Annotated in this window: 17 protein-coding genes, 1 tRNA gene and 1 pseudogene; 11 read left to right on the forward strand and 8 right to left on the reverse strand. The window is 66.1% G+C overall.

Annotation, left to right across the window (positions count from 1 at the left end; translation table 11 throughout):
• Positions 1–152 precede the first annotated feature (152 nt).
• Together DIE02_RS01440 and DIE02_RS01445 are read right to left on the reverse strand one after the other, a co-directional pair.
• Positions 153–246 (reverse strand) — tRNA-Ser (locus DIE02_RS01440).
• A gap of 111 nt (positions 247–357) precedes the next feature.
• Positions 358–1,611: an aspartate kinase gene (locus DIE02_RS01445; protein WP_040144529.1), complete on the reverse strand. Its 1,254-nt coding sequence runs from the start codon at positions 1,609–1,611 to the stop codon at positions 358–360.
• Between DIE02_RS01445 and DIE02_RS36375 the strand changes: the two are divergent.
• Positions 1,594–1,831, forward strand: a pseudogene (locus DIE02_RS36375) (hypothetical protein); the annotation flags it as partial. The gene DIE02_RS01445 and the pseudogene DIE02_RS36375 sit on opposite strands and share 18 nt — an antisense overlap.
• Before the next feature lie 122 nt (positions 1,832–1,953).
• Here the strand turns inward: DIE02_RS36375 and tilS are convergent.
• The 4 genes from tilS to cysS form a co-directional block, all read right to left on the reverse strand.
• On the reverse strand, positions 1,954–3,360 hold the full coding sequence (tilS, locus tag DIE02_RS01450; protein ID WP_124488282.1) for a tRNA lysidine(34) synthetase TilS: 1,407 nt from the start codon (positions 3,358–3,360) through the stop codon (positions 1,954–1,956).
• A gap of 43 nt (positions 3,361–3,403) precedes the next feature.
• Positions 3,404–4,375, reverse strand: coding sequence for an acetyl-CoA carboxylase carboxyltransferase subunit alpha (locus DIE02_RS01455; RefSeq protein ID WP_006478433.1), 972 nt, complete (start codon positions 4,373–4,375; stop codon positions 3,404–3,406).
• Between the two features lie 99 nt (positions 4,376–4,474).
• Positions 4,475–5,344 carry a DNA-3-methyladenine glycosylase gene (locus DIE02_RS01460; RefSeq protein ID WP_124488283.1) on the reverse strand — a complete coding sequence of 290 codons (870 nt, stop codon included), beginning with the start codon at positions 5,342–5,344 and terminating at the stop codon, positions 4,475–4,477.
• Positions 5,345–5,387: 43 nt separating this feature from the next.
• Positions 5,388–6,785, reverse strand: coding sequence for a cysteine--tRNA ligase (gene cysS / locus DIE02_RS01465; RefSeq protein ID WP_044847975.1), 1,398 nt, complete (start codon positions 6,783–6,785; stop codon positions 5,388–5,390).
• Positions 6,786–7,019: 234 nt separating this feature from the next.
• Between cysS and DIE02_RS01475 the strand changes: the two genes are divergently transcribed.
• The 4 genes from DIE02_RS01475 to DIE02_RS01490 all read left to right on the forward strand — a co-directional run bounded on the left by DIE02_RS01475 (position 7,020) and on the right by DIE02_RS01490 (position 9,764).
• Positions 7,020–7,742, forward strand: coding sequence for a tetratricopeptide repeat protein (locus DIE02_RS01475; RefSeq protein WP_185702544.1), 723 nt, complete (start codon positions 7,020–7,022; stop codon positions 7,740–7,742).
• 39 nt (positions 7,743–7,781) lie between these two features.
• Positions 7,782–8,357, forward strand: coding sequence for a peptidylprolyl isomerase (locus DIE02_RS01480; RefSeq protein WP_012364186.1), 576 nt, complete (start codon positions 7,782–7,784; stop codon positions 8,355–8,357).
• A gap of 88 nt (positions 8,358–8,445) precedes the next feature.
• Positions 8,446–8,937, forward strand: coding sequence for a peptidylprolyl isomerase (locus DIE02_RS01485; RefSeq protein WP_006483987.1), 492 nt, complete (start codon positions 8,446–8,448; stop codon positions 8,935–8,937).
• A 26-nt stretch (positions 8,938–8,963) separates the two neighbouring features.
• A complete protein-coding gene (locus DIE02_RS01490) occupies positions 8,964–9,764 on the forward strand; it encodes a UDP-2,3-diacylglucosamine diphosphatase (protein ID WP_044847977.1) in 801 nt (266 codons plus the stop codon).
• 48 nt (positions 9,765–9,812) lie between these two features.
• Here the strand turns inward: DIE02_RS01490 and cysE are convergent, their stop codons facing one another.
• Together cysE and DIE02_RS01500 are read right to left on the reverse strand one after the other, a co-directional pair.
• On the reverse strand, positions 9,813–10,586 hold the full coding sequence (cysE, locus tag DIE02_RS01495) for a serine O-acetyltransferase (RefSeq protein WP_044847978.1): 774 nt from the start codon (positions 10,584–10,586) through the stop codon (positions 9,813–9,815).
• A 328-nt stretch (positions 10,587–10,914) separates the two neighbouring features.
• On the reverse strand, positions 10,915–11,739 hold the full coding sequence (locus DIE02_RS01500) for an RNA methyltransferase (protein ID WP_124488284.1): 825 nt from the start codon (positions 11,737–11,739) through the stop codon (positions 10,915–10,917).
• 280 nt (positions 11,740–12,019) lie between these two features.
• Here DIE02_RS01500 and DIE02_RS01505 point away from each other — a divergent pair, with 280 nt between their 5' ends.
• From DIE02_RS01505 to DIE02_RS01530, 6 genes are all read left to right on the forward strand, one after another.
• Positions 12,020–12,823 carry an inositol monophosphatase family protein gene (locus DIE02_RS01505; RefSeq protein WP_044847980.1) on the forward strand — a complete coding sequence of 268 codons (804 nt, stop codon included), beginning with the start codon at positions 12,020–12,022 and terminating at the stop codon, positions 12,821–12,823.
• Positions 12,824–12,889: 66 nt separating this feature from the next.
• Complete coding sequence (locus DIE02_RS01510) at positions 12,890–14,512, forward strand: NAD(P)/FAD-dependent oxidoreductase (RefSeq protein WP_124488285.1); 1,623 nt, start codon at positions 12,890–12,892, stop codon at positions 14,510–14,512.
• Between the two features lie 211 nt (positions 14,513–14,723).
• The gene (locus tag DIE02_RS01515; RefSeq protein ID WP_124488286.1) at positions 14,724–15,629 is read left to right on the forward strand and encodes an AraC family transcriptional regulator; all 906 of its coding nucleotides are present in this window, start codon (positions 14,724–14,726) and stop codon (positions 15,627–15,629) included.
• A gap of 345 nt (positions 15,630–15,974) precedes the next feature.
• A complete protein-coding gene (locus DIE02_RS01520) occupies positions 15,975–16,361 on the forward strand; it encodes a DUF2946 domain-containing protein (protein ID WP_185702546.1) in 387 nt (128 codons plus the stop codon).
• 111 nt (positions 16,362–16,472) lie between these two features.
• Positions 16,473–17,405, forward strand: a complete 933-nt coding sequence (locus tag DIE02_RS01525; RefSeq protein ID WP_124488288.1) for a hypothetical protein — start codon at positions 16,473–16,475, stop codon at positions 17,403–17,405.
• Complete coding sequence (locus DIE02_RS01530) at positions 17,405–17,782, forward strand: copper resistance protein CopC (RefSeq protein WP_124488289.1); 378 nt, start codon at positions 17,405–17,407, stop codon at positions 17,780–17,782. The genes DIE02_RS01525 and DIE02_RS01530 overlap by 1 nt, the downstream gene beginning before the upstream one ends.
• Positions 17,783–17,902: the final 120 nt, after the last annotated feature.

Consider the following 17,902-nt stretch of genomic DNA (forward strand, 5'->3'; position numbering starts at 1 on the left):
CGATACGCCTATTTAGCGCATGAGCGCCGCTCGAGTCGAGCATTGATTGGCTGTCCGGACGAAGCGTGGCGCCGGGCGGTGCGTGCGGAAACGACGCCGGAAAAGAAAAAGCCCCGCAAGTCCGAGAACTTGCGGGGCTTTGTCACCGCTTTTGGCGGAGACGGAGGGATTCGAACCCTCGATCCAGGTTTTGGCCCAGATGCTCCCTTAGCAGGGGAGTGCCTTCGACCTCTCGGCCACGTCTCCCAAACTTTCGCTCGCACCAGGGAGGCAGTGCGACGAGAACGAGATAATATAGGGTTTCGAACCGTGAGTCAATTTCCGTGATGCATTTTCTTCAATGCATCACGAAAAAATTCACGCGGCCTGGTCGAGTTCGAATGCCTTGTGCAGCGCGCGGACGGCCAGCTCCATGTATTTCTCGTCGATCAGCACCGAAATCTTGATTTCGGACGTCGAGATCATCTGGATGTTGATGCCCTCTTCCGACAGCGTGCGGAACATCTTGCTCGCGACGCCCACGTGCGAACGCATGCCGACGCCGACGACCGACACCTTCGACACCTTCGGGTCGCCCTGCACGCGCTCGGCGCTCACATGGCCCTGCACCTGGTTGGTGAGGATGTCCATCGCCTTCTGGTAGTCGCCGCGGCCGACCGTGAACGTGAAGTCCGTCTTCCCTTCGACGCTCTGGTTCTGGATGATCATGTCGACGTCGACGTTCGCGTCGGCGACCGGGCCGAGGATCTGATACGCGATGCCCGGCTTGTCGGGCACGCCCATCACCGCAATGCGTGCTTCGTCGCGCTGGAACGCGATGCCGGAAATGACTGCCTTTTCCATGGTCTCGTCTTCTTCAAAAGTAATCAGGGTGCCCGAGCGCATTTCTTCGTCGAGCGCAATCAGCGGATCGGTCAGGCTCGACAGCACGCGCGTCTTCACCTGGTATTTGCCGGCGAATTCGACCGAGCGGATCTGCAGGACCTTCGAGCCGAGGCTGGCCATTTCCAGCATTTCCTCGAACGTCACGCGATCGAGGCGTCGCGCCTCTTCGACCACGCGCGGGTCGGTCGTGTAGACGCCGTCGACGTCCGTATAGATCAGGCACTCTTCGGCATCCAGCGCGGCCGCGACCGCCACCGCCGACGTGTCCGAGCCGCCGCGGCCCAGCGTCGTGATGTGGCCGTCCGGATCGACGCCCTGGAAGCCCGTGATGATCACGACCTTGCCGGCGTTCAGATCGGCCTTCACGCGCTCGTCGTCGATCGAGTGGATGCGCGCCTTCGTGAACGCGCTGTCCGTCTTGATCGGCACTTGCCAGCCGGCATAGCTCACGGCCTCGACGCCGATTTCCTGCAGCGCGATCGACAGCAGGCCGACGCTGACCTGCTCGCCGGTCGACGCGATCATGTCGAGCTCACGCGGGCTCGGCTGGCTCGAAATCTCTTTCGCGAGACCGAGCAGACGGTTGGTTTCGCCGGACATCGCGGACGGCACGACCACCATCTGGTGCCCGGCCTGATGCCATTTTGCGACGCGTTTCGCGACGTTCTTGATGCGCTCGACCGAGCCCATCGAAGTGCCGCCGTATTTGTGTACGATGAGTGCCATTGTCGTTCTGAACTGGAGGAGAAGCCGCACGGGCGCGCTGGGCAGGCCGCGTTGCCGTTCGGTCACGCGGCTTGTGGCTGTGGACGGACGACGAGGGGGACGGCTGGGACGCAACACGCAAGCGTGACGGATTTTGCCCGGAAGGCCGATCAGGCCGCGCAAACCGGGTACGTCACGCGGAAAACCTGCACAAATCGCTCAAAAATCGAGCCGAGCAAACGACCGAGCGTACCCGATAGAGGCCCGCTTGACAAGCCGCTCGCCGGTTCGGCAAGCGTTCCGGCGCTGTTTACCAAATGGTGAAAACCGGCGCGCGATCGCGCGGCGGCAAGCGTGTCGCCGCTATGCGATCAGCAGGTCGGGACGCCATTCGATCCGGCGCCACGCGCCGGCATCGGCCAGCCCGTCGCCGTGATTCACGCCGAGCCGCGGCACGTAGACGAGCCGGTCGCCCGCAAACAACAGCGGCACGTCGCGCTGCCAGGCCGGCACGCCGCGCTCCTGGAACAGGTTTTTCAGCGTGCGGCCCGGGCCGCCGGGCGACGTACGCAGCCGCTCGCCGCCCGCGCGGGCGCGCGCGGCGAGCGTCGCGCCGCGCAGCAGCGCCTCCGGCACCGCGCCGTCGCTGCCGGCCTCGGCCGGCGCGAACACGAACGTGCCGCGCCATGCCGGCACGCGCCAGACTTCCTGGCCGTCCCACGCGAGCGAGGATTCGGGATGCGGCGTTCCGGTGCCGTCGTCGGCCGGCTCGGCGCTGTCGCCCGCCTCCCAGTACACGGTGTCGCGATAGAGCCGCAGGCACTGCCCCGCGTGATCGACCCGCAGCGCATGCGCGTCGTGCGCGGCGCGCAGCTGCCGCATCATGTTCGCCAGCCGCCCCGCCGACGCACCGGGCAGCCCGAGCCGACGCATCCAGAAACGCAGCAGGTTCGCACCGCGCGTATCGTCGAACGCGACCAGCGCATCGCGCGACAGCGCGCGGCCGTCGTCGCGCGCGGCGCCGGCGAAATCCAGTTCGGCGAGATCGTCGAGCAGCCGCTGCGCGGCGGCCGCATGCTGGGCCGCGCGGCCCAGCGCATCGCGAAAACCCGGGAAATGCACGGCGAGCGCCGGCAGCACGTCGATGCGCAGCGCATTGCGCGCGTAGCGCGTGTCGCCGTTCGATTCGTCGTCGATCCACGTCAGCGCGCGCTGCGCCGCATAGCGCTCCAGTTGCGCGCGCAACAATCGCAACAGCGGCCGCACGCGCTCGACGCTTGCGCCGTCAGGCCGATAACGCGGTGCCATCGCGGCCAGGCCAGCGATCCCCGCGCCGCGCAACAGCTGAAGCAGCACGGTCTCCGCCTGGTCGTCCGCATGCTGCGCGACCCAGAGCGCGGCCACGCCGTGGCGCTCGCACATCGCGTCGAGCGCCGCATAGCGGCGCTCGCGCGCGGTCGCCTCGATGCCGAGGCCGCTGTCGCGCGGCACATCGACACGCTCCGACTCGAACGCGACGCCAAGTTGCCCGGCCGTCGCCTGCGCATGCGCGACCCATGCGTCAGCGTTCGCGCTAAGGCCGTGGTGCACGTGCAGCGCGACGCAACGCGCGGCGCCCGCCACACGCACGGCCGCGTCGAGCAGCACCGTCGAGTCGAGGCCGCCGCTGTACGCGATCGCGATGCGCGCATCGGCCGGCAGATCGGCAAGCGCAACGCCGACCGCGTCGAGGACGACACGGTCGGCGGAGAATTCGGTCGGGGGGATCACGAGCGAGACGCGCGCCGGACGGCGCGCGATGCGAACACGCCGGTCATGCGCCGGGCGTGGTTTCCTTGAACTTGCCGTAGGCCATCAGGCGCTCGAAGCGGCGCTCGCGCAGCGCATCGATGCTCATGCCCTGGAACTGGCGCAGCGAATCGGCGAGCGCACGGCGCAGCAACGCTGCCATGCCCTTCGGATCGCGGTGCGCGCCGCCGAGCGGCTCGTTGATGATCTTGTCGATCAGGCCCAGCGCCTTCAGGCGATGCGCGGTCAGGCCCAGCGCTTCCGCGGCCTCGGGCGCCTTCGCGGCGCTCTTCCACAGGATCGACGCGCAGCCTTCCGGCGAGATCACCGAGTAGGTCGAGAACTGCAGCATCATCACGGTGTCGGCCACGGCGATCGCGAGCGCACCGCCCGAACCGCCCTCGCCGATCACGGTCGTGATGATCGGCGTCTTCAGTTCGGCCATCACGTACAGGTTGCGGCCGATCGCCTCCGACTGGCCGCGCTCTTCCGCGCCGATGCCCGGGTATGCGCCCGGCGTGTCGACGAACGTGAAGATCGGCAGCCCGAATTTCTCGGCGAGACGCATCAGCCGTTCGGCCTTGCGATAGCCTTCCGGACGCGGCATCCCGAAGTTGCGCGCGGCGCGCTCCTTCGTGTCGCGGCCCTTCTGATGGCCGATCACCATGCACGGATGGCCGCCGAAGCGCGCGAGGCCGCCGACGATCGACAGGTCGTCCGCGAACGCGCGGTCGCCATGCAGTTCGTGAAAATCGGTAAACAGTTCCGCAACGTAATCGAGCGTGTACGGACGCTGCGGATGCCGCGCGATCTGCGAGACCTGCCACGGCGACAGGTTCGCGTAGAGGTCCTTCGTCAGTTGCTGGCTTTTCTTCGACAGCCGCTCGATTTCTTCCGAAATATCGACAGCCGAGTCGTCCTGCACGAATCGCAGCTCTTCGATCTTGGCCTCGAGTTCGGCGATCGGCTGTTCGAAATCCAGAAACGTGGTCTTCATGTGTTCGAATCCTTGGGTCTTGCGGCAGCGCGTATTCTACCCGCGCGGGCGACGTGCAAAACCGGCTCTCAACTATTGATGTTTAAAACCCGATAGCCGTCAATCGGCGTCGGCGTCCGGTGCGTCGAGGCTGCGCCACATGTACCAGGTCGCGACGGTACGCCACGGCTCCCAGTTGGCGGCCACTTCACGCGCCTCGCTGCGCGTTACGGGCTCCCCGCTGAAGTAATTGACGCTGATCGCGCGGATCAGACCCGGATCGTCGAGCGGCAGCACGTCCGGCCGCGACAGGTTGAAGATCAGGAACATCTCGGCCGTCCAGCGGCTGATGCCGCGGATCTGCGTGAGTTCCGCGATCACGTCCTCGTCGTCCATCGACGTCCATTTGTCGACGTGCAGCGCGCCCGACACGAAGTGTTGCGCGAGATCGAGAATATATTCCGTCTTGCGCTTCGACAGCCCGCACGCGATCAGCTTGTCCGCGCCGAGCCGGATGACCGGCTGCGGTGCGAGTTTCGGACACGCATCCTCGATGCGCGCCCACAGCGCCTGCGCGGACGGAACCGAGATCTGCTGGCCGACGACCGAACGCGCGAGCGTGACGAACGGGTCGCCGCGCTTCACGAGATGCGCGGGGCCGAACTTCGGGATCAGCTTCTTCAGGATGCGGTCGCGCTTGACGAGATCGGCGCTCGCTTTATCCCAGTACGCGGGACGCACGACGCCATCGGCGCCGTCGACTGCCGCATCGGCTGCCCGCACCTTGCGGGCCGCGTCGGCGGCCGCCATCGCGACCTCCGGCTGCGCCGCGTCCACGCCCTTCGCGCGCGCGGGCTTTGCATGACCGTTGAGCGCGCCGTTCGGCACGGCGCGCGTCGCGTCCGCCTTCGCCGCTGGCGCGCGCTTGGCTGCCGGACGCGCGGCGAGCGGAGTCGCACGCCTGACCGGCGCTTTTCTGGCCGTTGCCATCCTGCCTCCTACCTGACGGATCGGTCAGTGGAACGCATCGCGCTCATACGCGACGCCATTCGGTCGATCCGCCCGGTTTGTCTTCAAGTGCGATACCGGCGTCGAGCAGTTCCGCCCGAATCCGGTCCGCTTCGGCATAGTCCTTCGCTTGCTTCGCCGCGACACGCGCGGCGATCTTCGCTTCGATTTCGTCGGCTGCGAGCCCGCCCGCCTGCGCGGCACCGGTGCCCTGCTGCAGGAACGCGCGCGGTTCGCGGCCGAGCAGGCCCAGGAGGCCCGCCAGTTGTTTCAGTTGCCGCGCGAGCGATGCATCGCGCGTGCGATTGACTTCACCCGCCAGTTCGAACAGCGTCGCCACCGCGACCGGCGTGTTGATGTCGTCGTTCATCGCGGCCGCGAAACGCTGCGCGTGCGGCTCGTTCCAGTCGAGCGCGAGCGTGTCGGGCTCGACATCCTTCAGCGCCGTGTACAGGCGCGTGAGCGACGCGCGCGCGTCGTCGAGATGCACGTCGCTGTAGTTGAGCGGCGACCGGTAGTGCGTGCGCACGATGAAGAAGCGCATGACCTCGGCGTCGTACCGCTCGAGCACTTCGCGGATCGTGAAGAAGTTGCCGAGCGATTTCGACATCTTCTCGTTGTCGACCTGCACGAAGCCGTTGTGCATCCAGTAGTTGACGAACGTCTGGCCGGTCGCGCCTTCGCTCTGCGCGATCTCGTTCTCGTGGTGCGGGAATTGCAGATCCTGCCCGCCGCCGTGGATGTCGAAATGCTCGCCGAGCAGCGTGCAGCCCATCGCCGAGCATTCGATGTGCCAGCCCGGCCGGCCCATCCCGTACTTCGATGCCCACGACGCACCGTCGGGCTCGTCCTCCTTCGCGCGCTTCCACAGCACGAAGTCGAGCGGATCCTGCTTCGCATCGTTTGCGGCAACGCGCTCGCCCGCGCGCAGGTCGTCGAGCGACTTGCCCGACAGCTTCCCGTAGTTCGCGAACTTGCGCACCGAATAGTTGACGTCGCCGTCGCTCGCCTGGTACGCGTAGCCGTTCGCCTCGAGCTTCTCGATCATCCCGAGCATCTGCGGAATGAACTGCGTCGCGCGCGGCTCGATGTCCGGACGCTGGATGCCGAGCGCCGCCTCATCCTCGTGCATCGCGCCGATGAACCGGTCGGTCAGCGACTTGATCGTCTCGCCGTTCTCGACCGCGCGGCGGATGATCTTGTCCTCGATGTCGGTGATGTTGCGCACGTACGTGACCCGATAGCCGATCGCACGCAGCCAGCGCTGGACGAGGTCGAACACGACCAGCATGCGCGCGTGGCCCACGTGACAATAGTCGTAGACGGTAATCCCGCATACGTACATCCGCACTTCGCCTGACTGGCGCGGCACGAAAACTTGCTTGTCACGCGCGAGCGTGTTGTAGATGCGCAGTGATTCCATAGAGATGAACCGTGAGCCGAAGGAAACCGCCCTGGCGAAGCTCGCCCAGCATGCGAAACGGACGGACCACCTGCTGCGGCTCGCCGCCGCGCGTCCTCGTTATCACATGGGGCGGTCAGGCTGCAAGCACAGCGGTGACGGCCACGAGAGGCAAAGAAAGACTGTCTGCCGCTCGCCGGAACGCGCAGACGTTTTGTTAGAATGGCTCGGAGTATAACATTCCGATTTACGCCTATGAAACCTCATCGCGGCCGCGCGCCGAGCGCTGCGACCCTCGTTGCGACCGCCGTCATGGGCGTCGCACTGACGCTGTTCGCGGCCCCCGCAGCGCATGCGCAGAAGGCCCCGGCCACCGCCGACGGCACGCCCGAAATCGACGCGTCGATCTCCGGCAAGCAATGGAAACAGGCGCTCGCGCAACTCGACGCGCGCATCGCCGCGAATCCGCACGACGTGCAGGCGCAGTTCAAGCGCGGCACCGTGCTCGCCCGCCTGAACCGCGACGACGACGCGATCCAGCAGTTCATCGCGATCACGCAGGCCTACCCCGAACTGCCCGAACCGTACAACAACCTCGCGGCGCTCTACGCGAAGCACGGCCGCTACGACGAAGCGCGCAGCGCGCTCGTCACCGCGACGCAATCGAACCCGAGCTACTCGCTCGCTTACGAAAACCTCGGCGACCTCTATCTGCGCCTTGCGGCCGAATCGTACAAGCGCGCGCAATCGCTCGGCCGCACGAGCGGCGCGACCGCACAGCGCCTCGCCGACCTGCAGAAGATCGTGTCGCCGCCGAAGCCGGCCGCCAACGCGCGCGGCGTCACGCCGGCCACGCGCGCATACACCGATCGCGCCGCCGCAAACGTGAGCACCACCACGCTGCCGATGTCGCCGACGTTCCAGTTCAACGGTCCGTCCGGTGCGCTGGCAGCGCCGTACGTCGCGCCGTCGCAGTAAGCGGCGCAACCTTCCCTCCCTCCCAACCTGAGGATCGCAATGAAACGTCTGTTGCTGGCGCTTGGCGGCGCCGCCCTTCTCGCGACCGCGCCCGCGTTCGCGCAATCGGCCACCGCGCACCCCGTCGTGCAGCTGAAGACCTCCCAGGGCGACATCCGTGTCGAGCTCTACCCGGAGAAGGCGCCGAAGACGGTCGCCAACTTCCTCGACTACGTGAAGGCCGGCCAGTACAACGGCACGATCTTCCATCGCGTGATCAAGGGCTTCATGATCCAGGGCGGCGGCTACAAGACCAACTTCGAGGAGAAGCCGACCCGCGCGCCGATCCCGCTGGAAAGCCGCAATGGTCTGAAGAACCTGACGGGCACGATCGCGATGGCGCGTACCAGCGATCCGAACTCGGCCACCGCGCAGTTCTTCATCAACACGGTCGACAACAGCGGCCTCGACTACCCGAACCCGGACGGCAACGGCTATGCGGTGTTCGGCAAGGTCGTGTCGGGCCTCGACGTCGTGAAGAAGATCGAAGGCGTGGCGACGACCTCGCGCGGCCCGATGCAGGACGTGCCGGCCCAGCCGGTCCTGATCGAATCGGCCAGCATCGTTTCGAAATAAGCACCTGCCGGCACGTCCGGCGCCACACGCGGCCGCGTCGCACGACCGGCCGCGTGCCATTTAAACCGCCTCACCGAAGGAATTCATCATGGTTGAACTGCACACGAACCACGGCGTGATCAAGCTCGAGCTGGACGCCGCGAAGGCACCGAAGACGGTCGAGAACTTCCTCAACTACGTGAAGAAGGGCCACTATGACGGCACGGTGTTCCACCGTGTGATCAACGGCTTCATGATTCAAGGCGGCGGCTTCGAGCCGGGCCTGAAGCAGAAGCCGACCGACGCGCCGATCGACAACGAAGCGAACAACGGCCTGAAGAACGACAACTACACGATCGCGATGGCGCGCACGAACGATCCGCACTCGGCGACCGCCCAGTTCTTCATCAACGTGAACGACAACGATTTCCTGAACCACTCGTCGCCGACGCCGCAGGGCTGGGGTTACGCTGTGTTCGGCAAGGTTGTCGAAGGCCAGGATGTGGTCGACAAGATCAAGGGCGTCAAGACGGGCAACGCGGGCTTCCACCAGGACGTCCCGACCGACGACGTCGTGATCGAAAAGGCCGTGGTGGTCTGACCCACAGCCGTTACGGAGGCACTTCGATGTTGCAGGAGAGTCCGCCGCGAAGCGTCTCCGCGGGCGTGCCGGGCGAGCGCGAATACGCGCAAGCCGCACGCCCGTTCCTGTTTCTCTCCGATCTGCACCTGAGCGAGGCGATTCCGAAGACGGTCGCCGCGTTCGAGCATTTCGTGAAATACACGGCCGACAGCGCCGACTCGGTGTTCATCCTCGGCGACCTGTTCGAATACTGGATCGGCGACGACGTGCTCGACCACGATCCGTTCGCGGCACGCATGGCCGCGCTGATGCATACGTTCTCGGAGCGCGGGATCGCGCTTTACGTGATGCACGGCAATCGCGATTTCCTGCTCGGCCGGCGCTTCATGAAGGCGGCCGGCGCGATGCTGCTGCGCGACCCGGCGCTGATCACGTCGTTCGGCCAGCGCATCGTGCTCACCCACGGCGACGCGCAATGCACGGCCGATCGCGGCTATCAGATATTTCGGCGGTTTGCCCGCAATGGCGTCGCGCAGGCGCTGTTTCTCGCGTGGCCGTTCCGCTGGCGCCGCGCGCTCGCGCAACGGATGCGCTCGAACAGCGAAGCGGGCCGGATGCGCCCCGCTTCGGCGATCTACGATGTCACGCGTGAAGGCATCGCCGCGCTGTTCCGGAAGAGCCGTGCGAGCGTGATCATTCACGGCCACACGCATCGCCCCGCGCGCCACCTCGAACCGGGCGGGATTCGCTGGGTACTGCCCGACTGGGATCTCGACCACGGCATGCCGCGCGGCGGCTATCTGCGCGTCGACGCCGAAGGCATCCACGCGATGCCGCTCGACTGACGCGAGCGACACGGCCGCAGCTGCCGGCGGCCGCCGGCACGCGCCGCGTTACGCCTGGCGCTCGACCGCCTTGCCTTCCAGCACCGCCGACAGCCTGCGCAGATCGAGACGCGCCGCGTCCGCGCCCTGCAGCGTTTCCAGATGCGTGCCGAGCTGCTCGAGCGCCGCGACGATTTCGTCGACGCGCCGGCTTTCCTTCGCCGCGTGGTCGATCAGGCCGTGAATCGCGAGCGACATCGGGTCGTCCGCGTTCGGCGTGATCCCGTACGCGCAGAACGCGGCGCGCTCGGGCTGCGGCTTCGGTTGCGCCGGCATCACGATGCGCGCCGGATTGCCGACCGCGGTGCCGCCTGCCGGCACCGGCTTCACGACGACCGCGTTCGAACCGATCTTCGCGCCCGCGCCGACGGTGAAACCGCCGAGCACTTTCGCGCCCGCACCGACGATCACGCCGGCCTCGAGCGTCGGATGGCGCTTCGCGCCGCGCGTGAGCGACGTGCCGCCGAGCGTCACGCCCTGATAGATCGTGCAGTCGTCGCCGACGATCGCGGTTTCGCCGATCACGACACCCATCCCGTGATCGATGAACACGCGCCGGCCGATCGTCGCGCCCGGGTGGATCTCGATACCCGTCAGGAAACGCCCGGCCTGCGACGCGAAGCGTGCGAGCCAGTAGCGCTTCGCGCGCCAGCACGCATGCGCGAAGCGATGCAGCACGAGCGCGTGCAGCCCCGGATAACAGGTCAGCACTTCCCAGGCACTGCGAGCGGCGGGATCCCGCTCGCGAATCGTCGCAACGTCTTCGCGCAGTCTGGTGAACATGATCGGGTCTGGGCTGGGGAAAAGGCCGGCACGCCCGCCGGCAACGGCCGGTCGTTATCGCGCCGGGTAATTTGCTTATGATGTTCGGCGATTGTAGGGCCACTCGCCCGCGGCCGCACAGCGTCGCGCGTTCACCCCGTCAGCGGCGCGGGTATTCGCGCGGGACGCCCATCGTGGCCAGGTAACGCGGTTATGCGCGTCATGCGGTCATCCGGTGGCCGGGCACGGACCGGGCACCCCCGTCGCGGCGGCCGATGCGACACGCCGGCTGCAGGCGGAGCGCATCCGCCGAACGCATGAGCGCCCGGCCGCGGCGTACTTCGGCCGCTTACGCGTCGCCTTCGGGCGTGCCGGACTTCAGCAGGATGTGCTTCGCGATGCCGCGCAGGATGTTGACCTCCTCGCGCTCGAGGCCGGTGCGCGCGAACAGGCGCCGCAGCCGCGGCATCAGCTTCTTCGGGTTGCGCGGGTCGAGAAAATCGAGCGCGACCAGCGCATTCTCGAGGTGCGCGTACATCCGCTCGATCTCGTCGCTCTGCGCGAGCGTGCCGACCTCGGGCTGCGCGTCGCGCGGCGACTCGCTCCCCTGCTCCAGGAACGCGACACGCAGTTCATACGCGAGCACCTGCACGGCCTGCGCGAGGTTCAGCGAACTGTAGGCCGGATTCGCCGGGATATGCGCGAGCGCGCTGCACTGCTCGACGTGCTCGTTCGCGAGGCCCGTGCGTTCGTTGCCGAACACGAGCGCGATGTCGCCGGTGCCGACCTGCGTGTGCGCCTGTTCGGCGGCCGCGCGCGGCGCAAGGCGCGGCGGTCCGTATTCGCGCGTGCGCGCGGTCAGCGCGATCGACCAGTGGACGCCGGACAGCGCGTCGCGGAGCGTGGGCACGACGTGCGCGGACGCGAGGACGTCGTCCGCGCCGCTCGCCATCGCGATCGCCTCGGGGTCGCTCTGCACGTGCGGCACGCGCGGCGCGACCAGGACGAGCCTGGAGAAACCCATCGTTTTCAGCGCGCGGGCGGCCGCCCCGACATTGCCGGGATGGCTCGGCTCGACGAGCACGAAACGGGTGGAAGTGAAGCCGCCGGACAGCGGCGGGGACGAAGCCGCGCCCGATTCGGACGGCACGGCGGGGTTCTGCGGGGTTTCCACTACATACGACTCGGTTCGTCAGAATGGCAGTATGGTATCGCCATCGCCCCGGCAAACCCACTCGTCCGGACGGCCAGTGGGGTTTCCCCGCATCCCGGTCACCTGAAACTCCCGAAAATCGGGTAAAATCATGCGTTTACGTGCCGCACCCCGTGCGACGCGGGTCGTACCCTGCTCTTTGTCAATTCGCGTCTCATCTCGCCCGGCACGTTTTGCGCCGTTCCGGGCGGTGTGTTCCACTTCGTGGCGGCCCGTGCCGCCGGCTACAGGATCCAGGCTCATGCATCCCATGCTCAACATCGCTGTCAAGGCTGCGCGCCGCGCCGGACAGATCATCAACCGTGCCTCCCTCGACCTCGACCTGATCGAGATCCGCAAGAAGCAGCAGAACGACTTCGTCACCGAAGTGGACAAGGCCGCCGAAGAGGCGATCATCGAGACGCTGAAGACCGCCTACCCCGACCACGCGATCCTCGCGGAAGAATCGGGCGAATCGGAGAACGAATCCGAATTCAAGTGGATCATCGATCCGCTCGACGGCACGACCAACTTCATCCACGGCTTCCCTTACTACTGCGTATCGATTGCGCTCGAGCACAAGGGCGTCGTCACGCAGGCCGTCGTCTACGATCCGAACAAGAACGACCTGTTCACGGCCACCCGCGGCCGCGGCGCGTACCTGAACGACCGCCGCATCCGCGTCGGCCGCCGCGACCGCCTGGCGGACGCGCTGGTCGGCACGGGCTTCCCGTTCCGCGAGAAGGACGGCCTCGACGCCTACGCACGCCTGTTCACCGAAATGACGCAGGCCTGCACGGGGCTGCGCCGTCCGGGCGCGGCCGCACTCGACCTCGCGAACGTCGCGGCCGGCCGTCTCGACGCGTTCTTCGAGCAAGGCATCAACGTGTGGGACATGGCGGCGGGCAGCCTGCTGATCACCGAAGCCGGCGGCCTCGTCGGCAACTACACGGGCGACGCCGATTTCCTGCATCGTCATGAGATCGTCGCGGCGAATCCGAAGATCTACGCGCAGATGATCCCGATCCTGAACCGCTACAGCTACATGCATCCGGCAGCGGAGTAAATCCGCGCCGCGCCCGCGCCCGTCTCAACACCGCCACGACTTCGTGGCGACCGTATCCGAATATTCATGTTACGGCTAAGCGAACTTAAACTCCCGCTCGACCACCCCGAGAGCGCCCTCGAAGCCGCGATTCGCGCGCGCCTCGCGGAACTTGGCGTGGCGGCAGACGGGCTCCTCCGTTACACGGTGTTCCGCCGTGCGCACGATGCGCGCAAGCGCTCCGACATCAAGCTCACGTATATCGTCGATGTCGAGGTCAAGGATGAAGCGGCCGTGCTTCCGCGACTCGCCGGCACGCCGCATTGCGGCGTGACGCCCGACATGGCGTACCACTTCGTCACGAAGGCGCCCGAGCACGGCAACTTCCTGCGCCCGGTCGTCATCGGCATGGGGCCGTGCGGCCTGTTTGCGGGGTTGATCCTCGCGCAGATGGGTTTCCGCCCCATCATCCTCGAACGCGGCAAGGCCGTGCGCGAGCGCACCAAGGACACTTTCGGCCTGTGGCGCAAGAGCGTCCTCAATCCCGAGTCCAACGTGCAGTTCGGCGAAGGCGGGGCCGGGACGTTTTCCGACGGCAAGCTGTACAGCCAGATCAAGGATCCCCATCACTACGGCCGCAAGGTGCTCGACGAATTCGTCAAGGCCGGCGCGCCGGAGGACATCCTCTATCTGAGCCGGCCGCACATCGGCACGTTCCGCCTCGTCAGCATGGTGGAAAAGATGCGCGCGACCATCCACGAACTGGGCGGTGAAGTGCGCTTCGAAACCCGGGTCGAGGACATCGAGATCGATCAGGGCAAGGTGCGCTCGCTGACGCTGTCGAACGGCGAAACGCTCCGGTGCGATCACGTGGTGCTGGCCGTGGGCCACAGCGCACGCGACACGTTCCAGATGCTGCACGATCGCGGTGTGTATGTCGAAGCGAAGCCGTTCTCGCTGGGTTTCCGGATCGAACATCCGCAGGGGCTGATCGATCGCAGCCGCTTCGGCAAGTTCGCGGGCCACAAGCAGCTCGGCGCGGCCGACTACAAGGTGGTTCATCACTGCAGCAACGGACGCGCGGTCTACAGCTTCTGCATGTGCCCCGGCGGCACGGTGGTCGCCGCGACCTCCGAGCCGGGCCGCGTGGTCACCAACGGCATGAGCCAGTATTCGCGCGCCGAGCGCAACGCGAACGCGGGCATCGTCGTCGGCATCACGCCGGAGGACTATCCGGGCGGCCCGCTCGCGGGCATCGCGTTCCAGCGCAAGTGGGAAGAACGCGCGTTCGAACTCGGCGGCGGCGATTACAGCGCGCCGGGCCAGCTGGTCGGCGATTTCATCGCAGGACGGCCGTCGACGTCGCTCGGTTCCGTGGTGCCGTCGTACAAGCCGGGCGTGCGCCCGACCGACCTCAGCACCGCGCTGCCCGACTACGTGATCGAAGCCATTCGTGAAGCGCTGCCGCAGATCGACAAGAAGATCGCCGGCTTCGCGATGCACGACGCGGTGCTCACCGGCGTGGAAACGCGCACGTCGTCGCCGATCCGGATCCGGCGCAAGGACAATTACCAGAGCGTGAACGTCGAAGGGTTGTATCCGGCCGGTGAAGGCGCCGGGTATGCCGGCGGCATCTATTCGGCAGCCATCGACGGTATCGAGGTCGCGCAGGCGGTGGCGCTCGATCTGACGTCGGCGCACGCGTCCTGATATTGCCCGTCAGGCCCGGCGCACGAAGGTCCGTGCGCCGGGTGATCCAGCAGTATCTGCGCCCTGCCTGACAAGGTTCGCCACGCGAAGCTACCCCCTCTTTGCGATGCGCCGCGGCCATTTGTGGTCAATGTGCCGAACACGGCCGATGCCAGGCCAAATTTCGCTTTGGTATACTCCGCGGCCGAATTCTCCACGTTTCCACGAATCCATGACCGCCGCACAGTCGGACAACGCGTCATCTGATTTCATGCCGGCCGACCTCAGGCAAAGCGTGGTCACGCAGACGCTGCCGCACGCCCAGGTCGGCATCAGCCGACTGCAGACATCTCGTAGAAATATTGGCCGAACCGCGCCATACGAACTTGAAGACGCCGATCTCATCGTATTGCAATTGCGCGCGTTCGGCGAACAGGAATTGTGGCTTGACGGACGTGTTGCTCGTTTCGTCCCCTATGACGCAGGGACCGTCACGATTCACGACCTCGATCGCAGCTGGGTTTCCGACCTGAAGGGGGCGTTCGACTGCATCCATTTTCACCTCCCGCGCCGAACGCTGGAGGAGACAGTCGATGAAATCGGTGGCAGGCAGCGGCCCCAGCTTTACTTGCCGCCGCATTTGAGTGCGACGGATCCGGTCATCCATCGCCTGGGCCAAGCCCTGCTCCCCGCCCTGGCGCGGCCCGAGCACGCATCCCAGCTGTTCGTCGACCACGTCGCGCTCGCCTTCCAGACGCATGTCGCGCGTCTGTACGGCGGCATCGGCGAGCGGCGGGAGAAGTCGACCGGCAAACTCACGGCGTGGCAGGAGCGCGTGGCGAAAGGCTTTCTGCTCGAACACCTTACCGGCAACATCTCGATCGCCGATGTGGCGAAAGCGTGCGGCCTGTCTCGTGGCCACTTCGTCAAGGCCTTTCATCAGACCACCGGGTTACCGCCCCATCGCTGGCTGATCAATCAGCGCATCGAACGCGCAATGATGTACATGCGCACATCGTCGATGCCGCTGCAAATGATCTCGGATGCATGCGGCTTCGCCGACCAGAGCCACTTCACGAGAACATTCACGCGCGTGACCGGTGTTACGCCGCGTCGTTGGCGCATGGACAACGTTTGAGGAGCGTGGCCGACGCGAGCTTTGCCCGTCGCATGAACGCCCGACCCGCCACCGCACCTGCCGACGTCACGCCGATGAGGCAGCGGTACCTGCGCGTCATCCGACCAAGCATCGACTAGGCGATGAGGCCCGAGCCTACGCCATGAAACGCCTGCACCGGCCGCTCCCGCACCCCGAAGCGGCCGGTCGCTCCTGGCGCAAACGAACGCCCGACACGCGTCAGAACAGGCGCGAAATTCCTCCCGTTGCGTATGCACGAGGCGGGAGATTACCCATCGGGGGCGGTCCGGCACGCATGCCATAATTTCGGCAACGCGCCTGCTGGTGCATGATTCCGCCAAGGTCATGTCAGCTCTGCTTCGCAGGAAGATCGGCAGCATTCTGGGATTGCTTGCGATCCTGCTGACGACGCTTGCGCCGACAGTGTCGCAGAGCCTGTCGTCCGAGCGAGCATTCGAGGCGGTATCCGGGTCGTTCTGTACAGTACGGAGCGAGGACGGTCCGGATGTCACCGCCCCCGACCATTCATCGTTGCCCGGGAAGGCAGTTCACTGGCAGGCGTGCGCATATTGCGGGCTGCTTGCCGACATGCCGGTGTTACTGGGCGGAACCTCGGGATTCGTGCCGACGGACCGGGCCGCTCATCCGGCGTTGACGCCCCTGTTTCAGGCGCCCCGCAGCGCTTTCCGATTTACCGCGGCACAGCCGCGCGCCCCTCCGCTTTCATCCTGAATGAGTCAGCCAGCGGCGATGCTTGTGACATTGCATCGCCGGTGCTCGCGCGTCCTTTGTCTTTTGACGGACCCGCGAGCACATCGACGCGATCTTCAGAACGGGGGGACCATGTACACCCAACCTGCACGCAATACCATGCCGGCGCTTGTAGCGTCCGTCATTCCAGCCGCATTTGCCGTCCTGCTGCTTTTACCGTCCGTTGCAACGGCTCACGCGATTGCCGGCAACCGCGTGTTTCCGGCGACCATGGCGGTCGACGATCCCGGCGTCGGGGACGAACTCAACCTTGAGTTCGGCCACCTCCAGTCCGACACGGATGACGGCGACAAGCAGAACAGCAACACGACGACACTCGAATGGGACAAGCTGATCACGTCCCGTTTCCAGCTATCCGTGACCGGCACGTACGTCAATCTCAATGCGCCCAATGACGGTTCGGCGCGCGGTTTCGACAACTGGCAGGTCGGTGCCAAATACCGCTTCTACGTCAACGAAAGGCATGAGCTCATGGCCTCCGTCGGCGCGACGGCGGAGCTGGACGGAACGGGGGCGAGGTCGATCGCCGATCCGCACTCGGCGATCACGCCGACGCTGTACTTCGGCAAGGGCTTCGGCGACCTGCCAGACAGCCTGAAGTACCTGAAGCCGCTGGCGATCACGGGCACCGTCGGCCCCCGCATGGCATTGAACCGTGCCGATCCGAATTCGTTGAACTGGGGCGTCACCGTGCAATACAGCCTGCCATATCTGCAGCACTTCGTGCGCGACGTGGGCCTCAAGGCGCCGTTCGACAGCCTGATCCCGGTCGTCGAGTTGCCGATGAGCACGTGCACCGCCAGCCCGTGTTCGGGCCATACGACCGGAACGATCAACCCCGGTGCGTTGTGGCTGAATCGCTGGGGCCAGCTCGGCATCGAGGCGCAGATTCCGGTCAATCACGCGAGCGGAACGGGCGTGGGCATCCTGTTGCAAGTGCACCTTTATCTCGATGACATCCTGCCCCGCTCGATCGGCAAGCCGCTGTTCGGCAACGGAGAATAATGGTGCGCAGATTCGACCGATTTCATTCCGGCGCATGCGCAGCGGCCTTCGCGACGGGCATCCTGACCGCGTCGACGGCATTCGCCCATGTGTTTCCGCAGAAACAATCGCCGTCCGCGGGCGCGGAAGTAGCGGCGCCGGCAGGCGTGACGATCATCTTCGACGGACCGCTCGAACCCGCATTCAGCTCGCTCAGCGTCAGCAATTCGGCGGGCAAACAGGTGAACACGGAAAAGGCGGAAGTCGACCCGAATGACACGAAGTCGATCCACGTGGCACTGCCGCCATCGCCGCCCGGCACGTACACGGTGCACTGGGTGGCGGTCGCGTCGGACGGGCATCGCACGCACGGCGATTATTCGTTCAAGATCAGGTAGCGGATCCGGCGACGTCCAGCCGATTTCGGGTGCTTCGGACGTCCGACCGTCCAAGCCGGCAGCGGCTTGTCGCGGCCGCCGGCAACTAGCCGAACGGCGAACTTCGCGCGTGCACATGGA

Source organism: Burkholderia sp. Bp8991, from assembly GCF_003853795.1.
GTDB lineage: Bacteria > Pseudomonadota > Gammaproteobacteria > Burkholderiales > Burkholderiaceae > Burkholderia.

What these genes read in the sequence shown, in the direction of transcription:
- DIE02_RS01445 (WP_040144529.1), bottom strand. Translation starts at nt 1,611, where the DNA reads ATGGCACTCATCGTACACAAATACGGCGGCACTTCGATGGGCTCGGTC.
- DIE02_RS01455 (WP_006478433.1), bottom strand. Translation starts at nt 4,375, where the DNA reads ATGAAGACCACGTTTCTGGATTTCGAACAGCCGATCGCCGAACTCGAG.
- DIE02_RS01460 (WP_124488283.1), bottom strand. Translation starts at nt 5,344, where the DNA reads ATGGCAACGGCCAGAAAAGCGCCGGTCAGGCGTGCGACTCCGCTCGCC.
- cysS (WP_044847975.1), bottom strand. Translation starts at nt 6,785, where the DNA reads ATGGAATCACTGCGCATCTACAACACGCTCGCGCGTGACAAGCAAGTT.
- DIE02_RS01475 (WP_185702544.1), top strand. Translation starts at nt 7,020, where the DNA reads ATGAAACCTCATCGCGGCCGCGCGCCGAGCGCTGCGACCCTCGTTGCG.
- DIE02_RS01480 (WP_012364186.1), top strand. Translation starts at nt 7,782, where the DNA reads ATGAAACGTCTGTTGCTGGCGCTTGGCGGCGCCGCCCTTCTCGCGACC.
- DIE02_RS01485 (WP_006483987.1), top strand. Translation starts at nt 8,446, where the DNA reads ATGGTTGAACTGCACACGAACCACGGCGTGATCAAGCTCGAGCTGGAC.
- DIE02_RS01490 (WP_044847977.1), top strand. Translation starts at nt 8,964, where the DNA reads ATGTTGCAGGAGAGTCCGCCGCGAAGCGTCTCCGCGGGCGTGCCGGGC.
- cysE (WP_044847978.1), bottom strand. Translation starts at nt 10,586, where the DNA reads ATGTTCACCAGACTGCGCGAAGACGTTGCGACGATTCGCGAGCGGGAT.
- DIE02_RS01505 (WP_044847980.1), top strand. Translation starts at nt 12,020, where the DNA reads ATGCATCCCATGCTCAACATCGCTGTCAAGGCTGCGCGCCGCGCCGGA.
- DIE02_RS01510 (WP_124488285.1), top strand. Translation starts at nt 12,890, where the DNA reads ATGTTACGGCTAAGCGAACTTAAACTCCCGCTCGACCACCCCGAGAGC.
- DIE02_RS01515 (WP_124488286.1), top strand. Translation starts at nt 14,724, where the DNA reads ATGACCGCCGCACAGTCGGACAACGCGTCATCTGATTTCATGCCGGCC.
- DIE02_RS01520 (WP_185702546.1), top strand. Translation starts at nt 15,975, where the DNA reads ATGTCAGCTCTGCTTCGCAGGAAGATCGGCAGCATTCTGGGATTGCTT.
- DIE02_RS01525 (WP_124488288.1), top strand. Translation starts at nt 16,473, where the DNA reads ATGTACACCCAACCTGCACGCAATACCATGCCGGCGCTTGTAGCGTCC.
- DIE02_RS01530 (WP_124488289.1), top strand. Translation starts at nt 17,405, where the DNA reads ATGGTGCGCAGATTCGACCGATTTCATTCCGGCGCATGCGCAGCGGCC.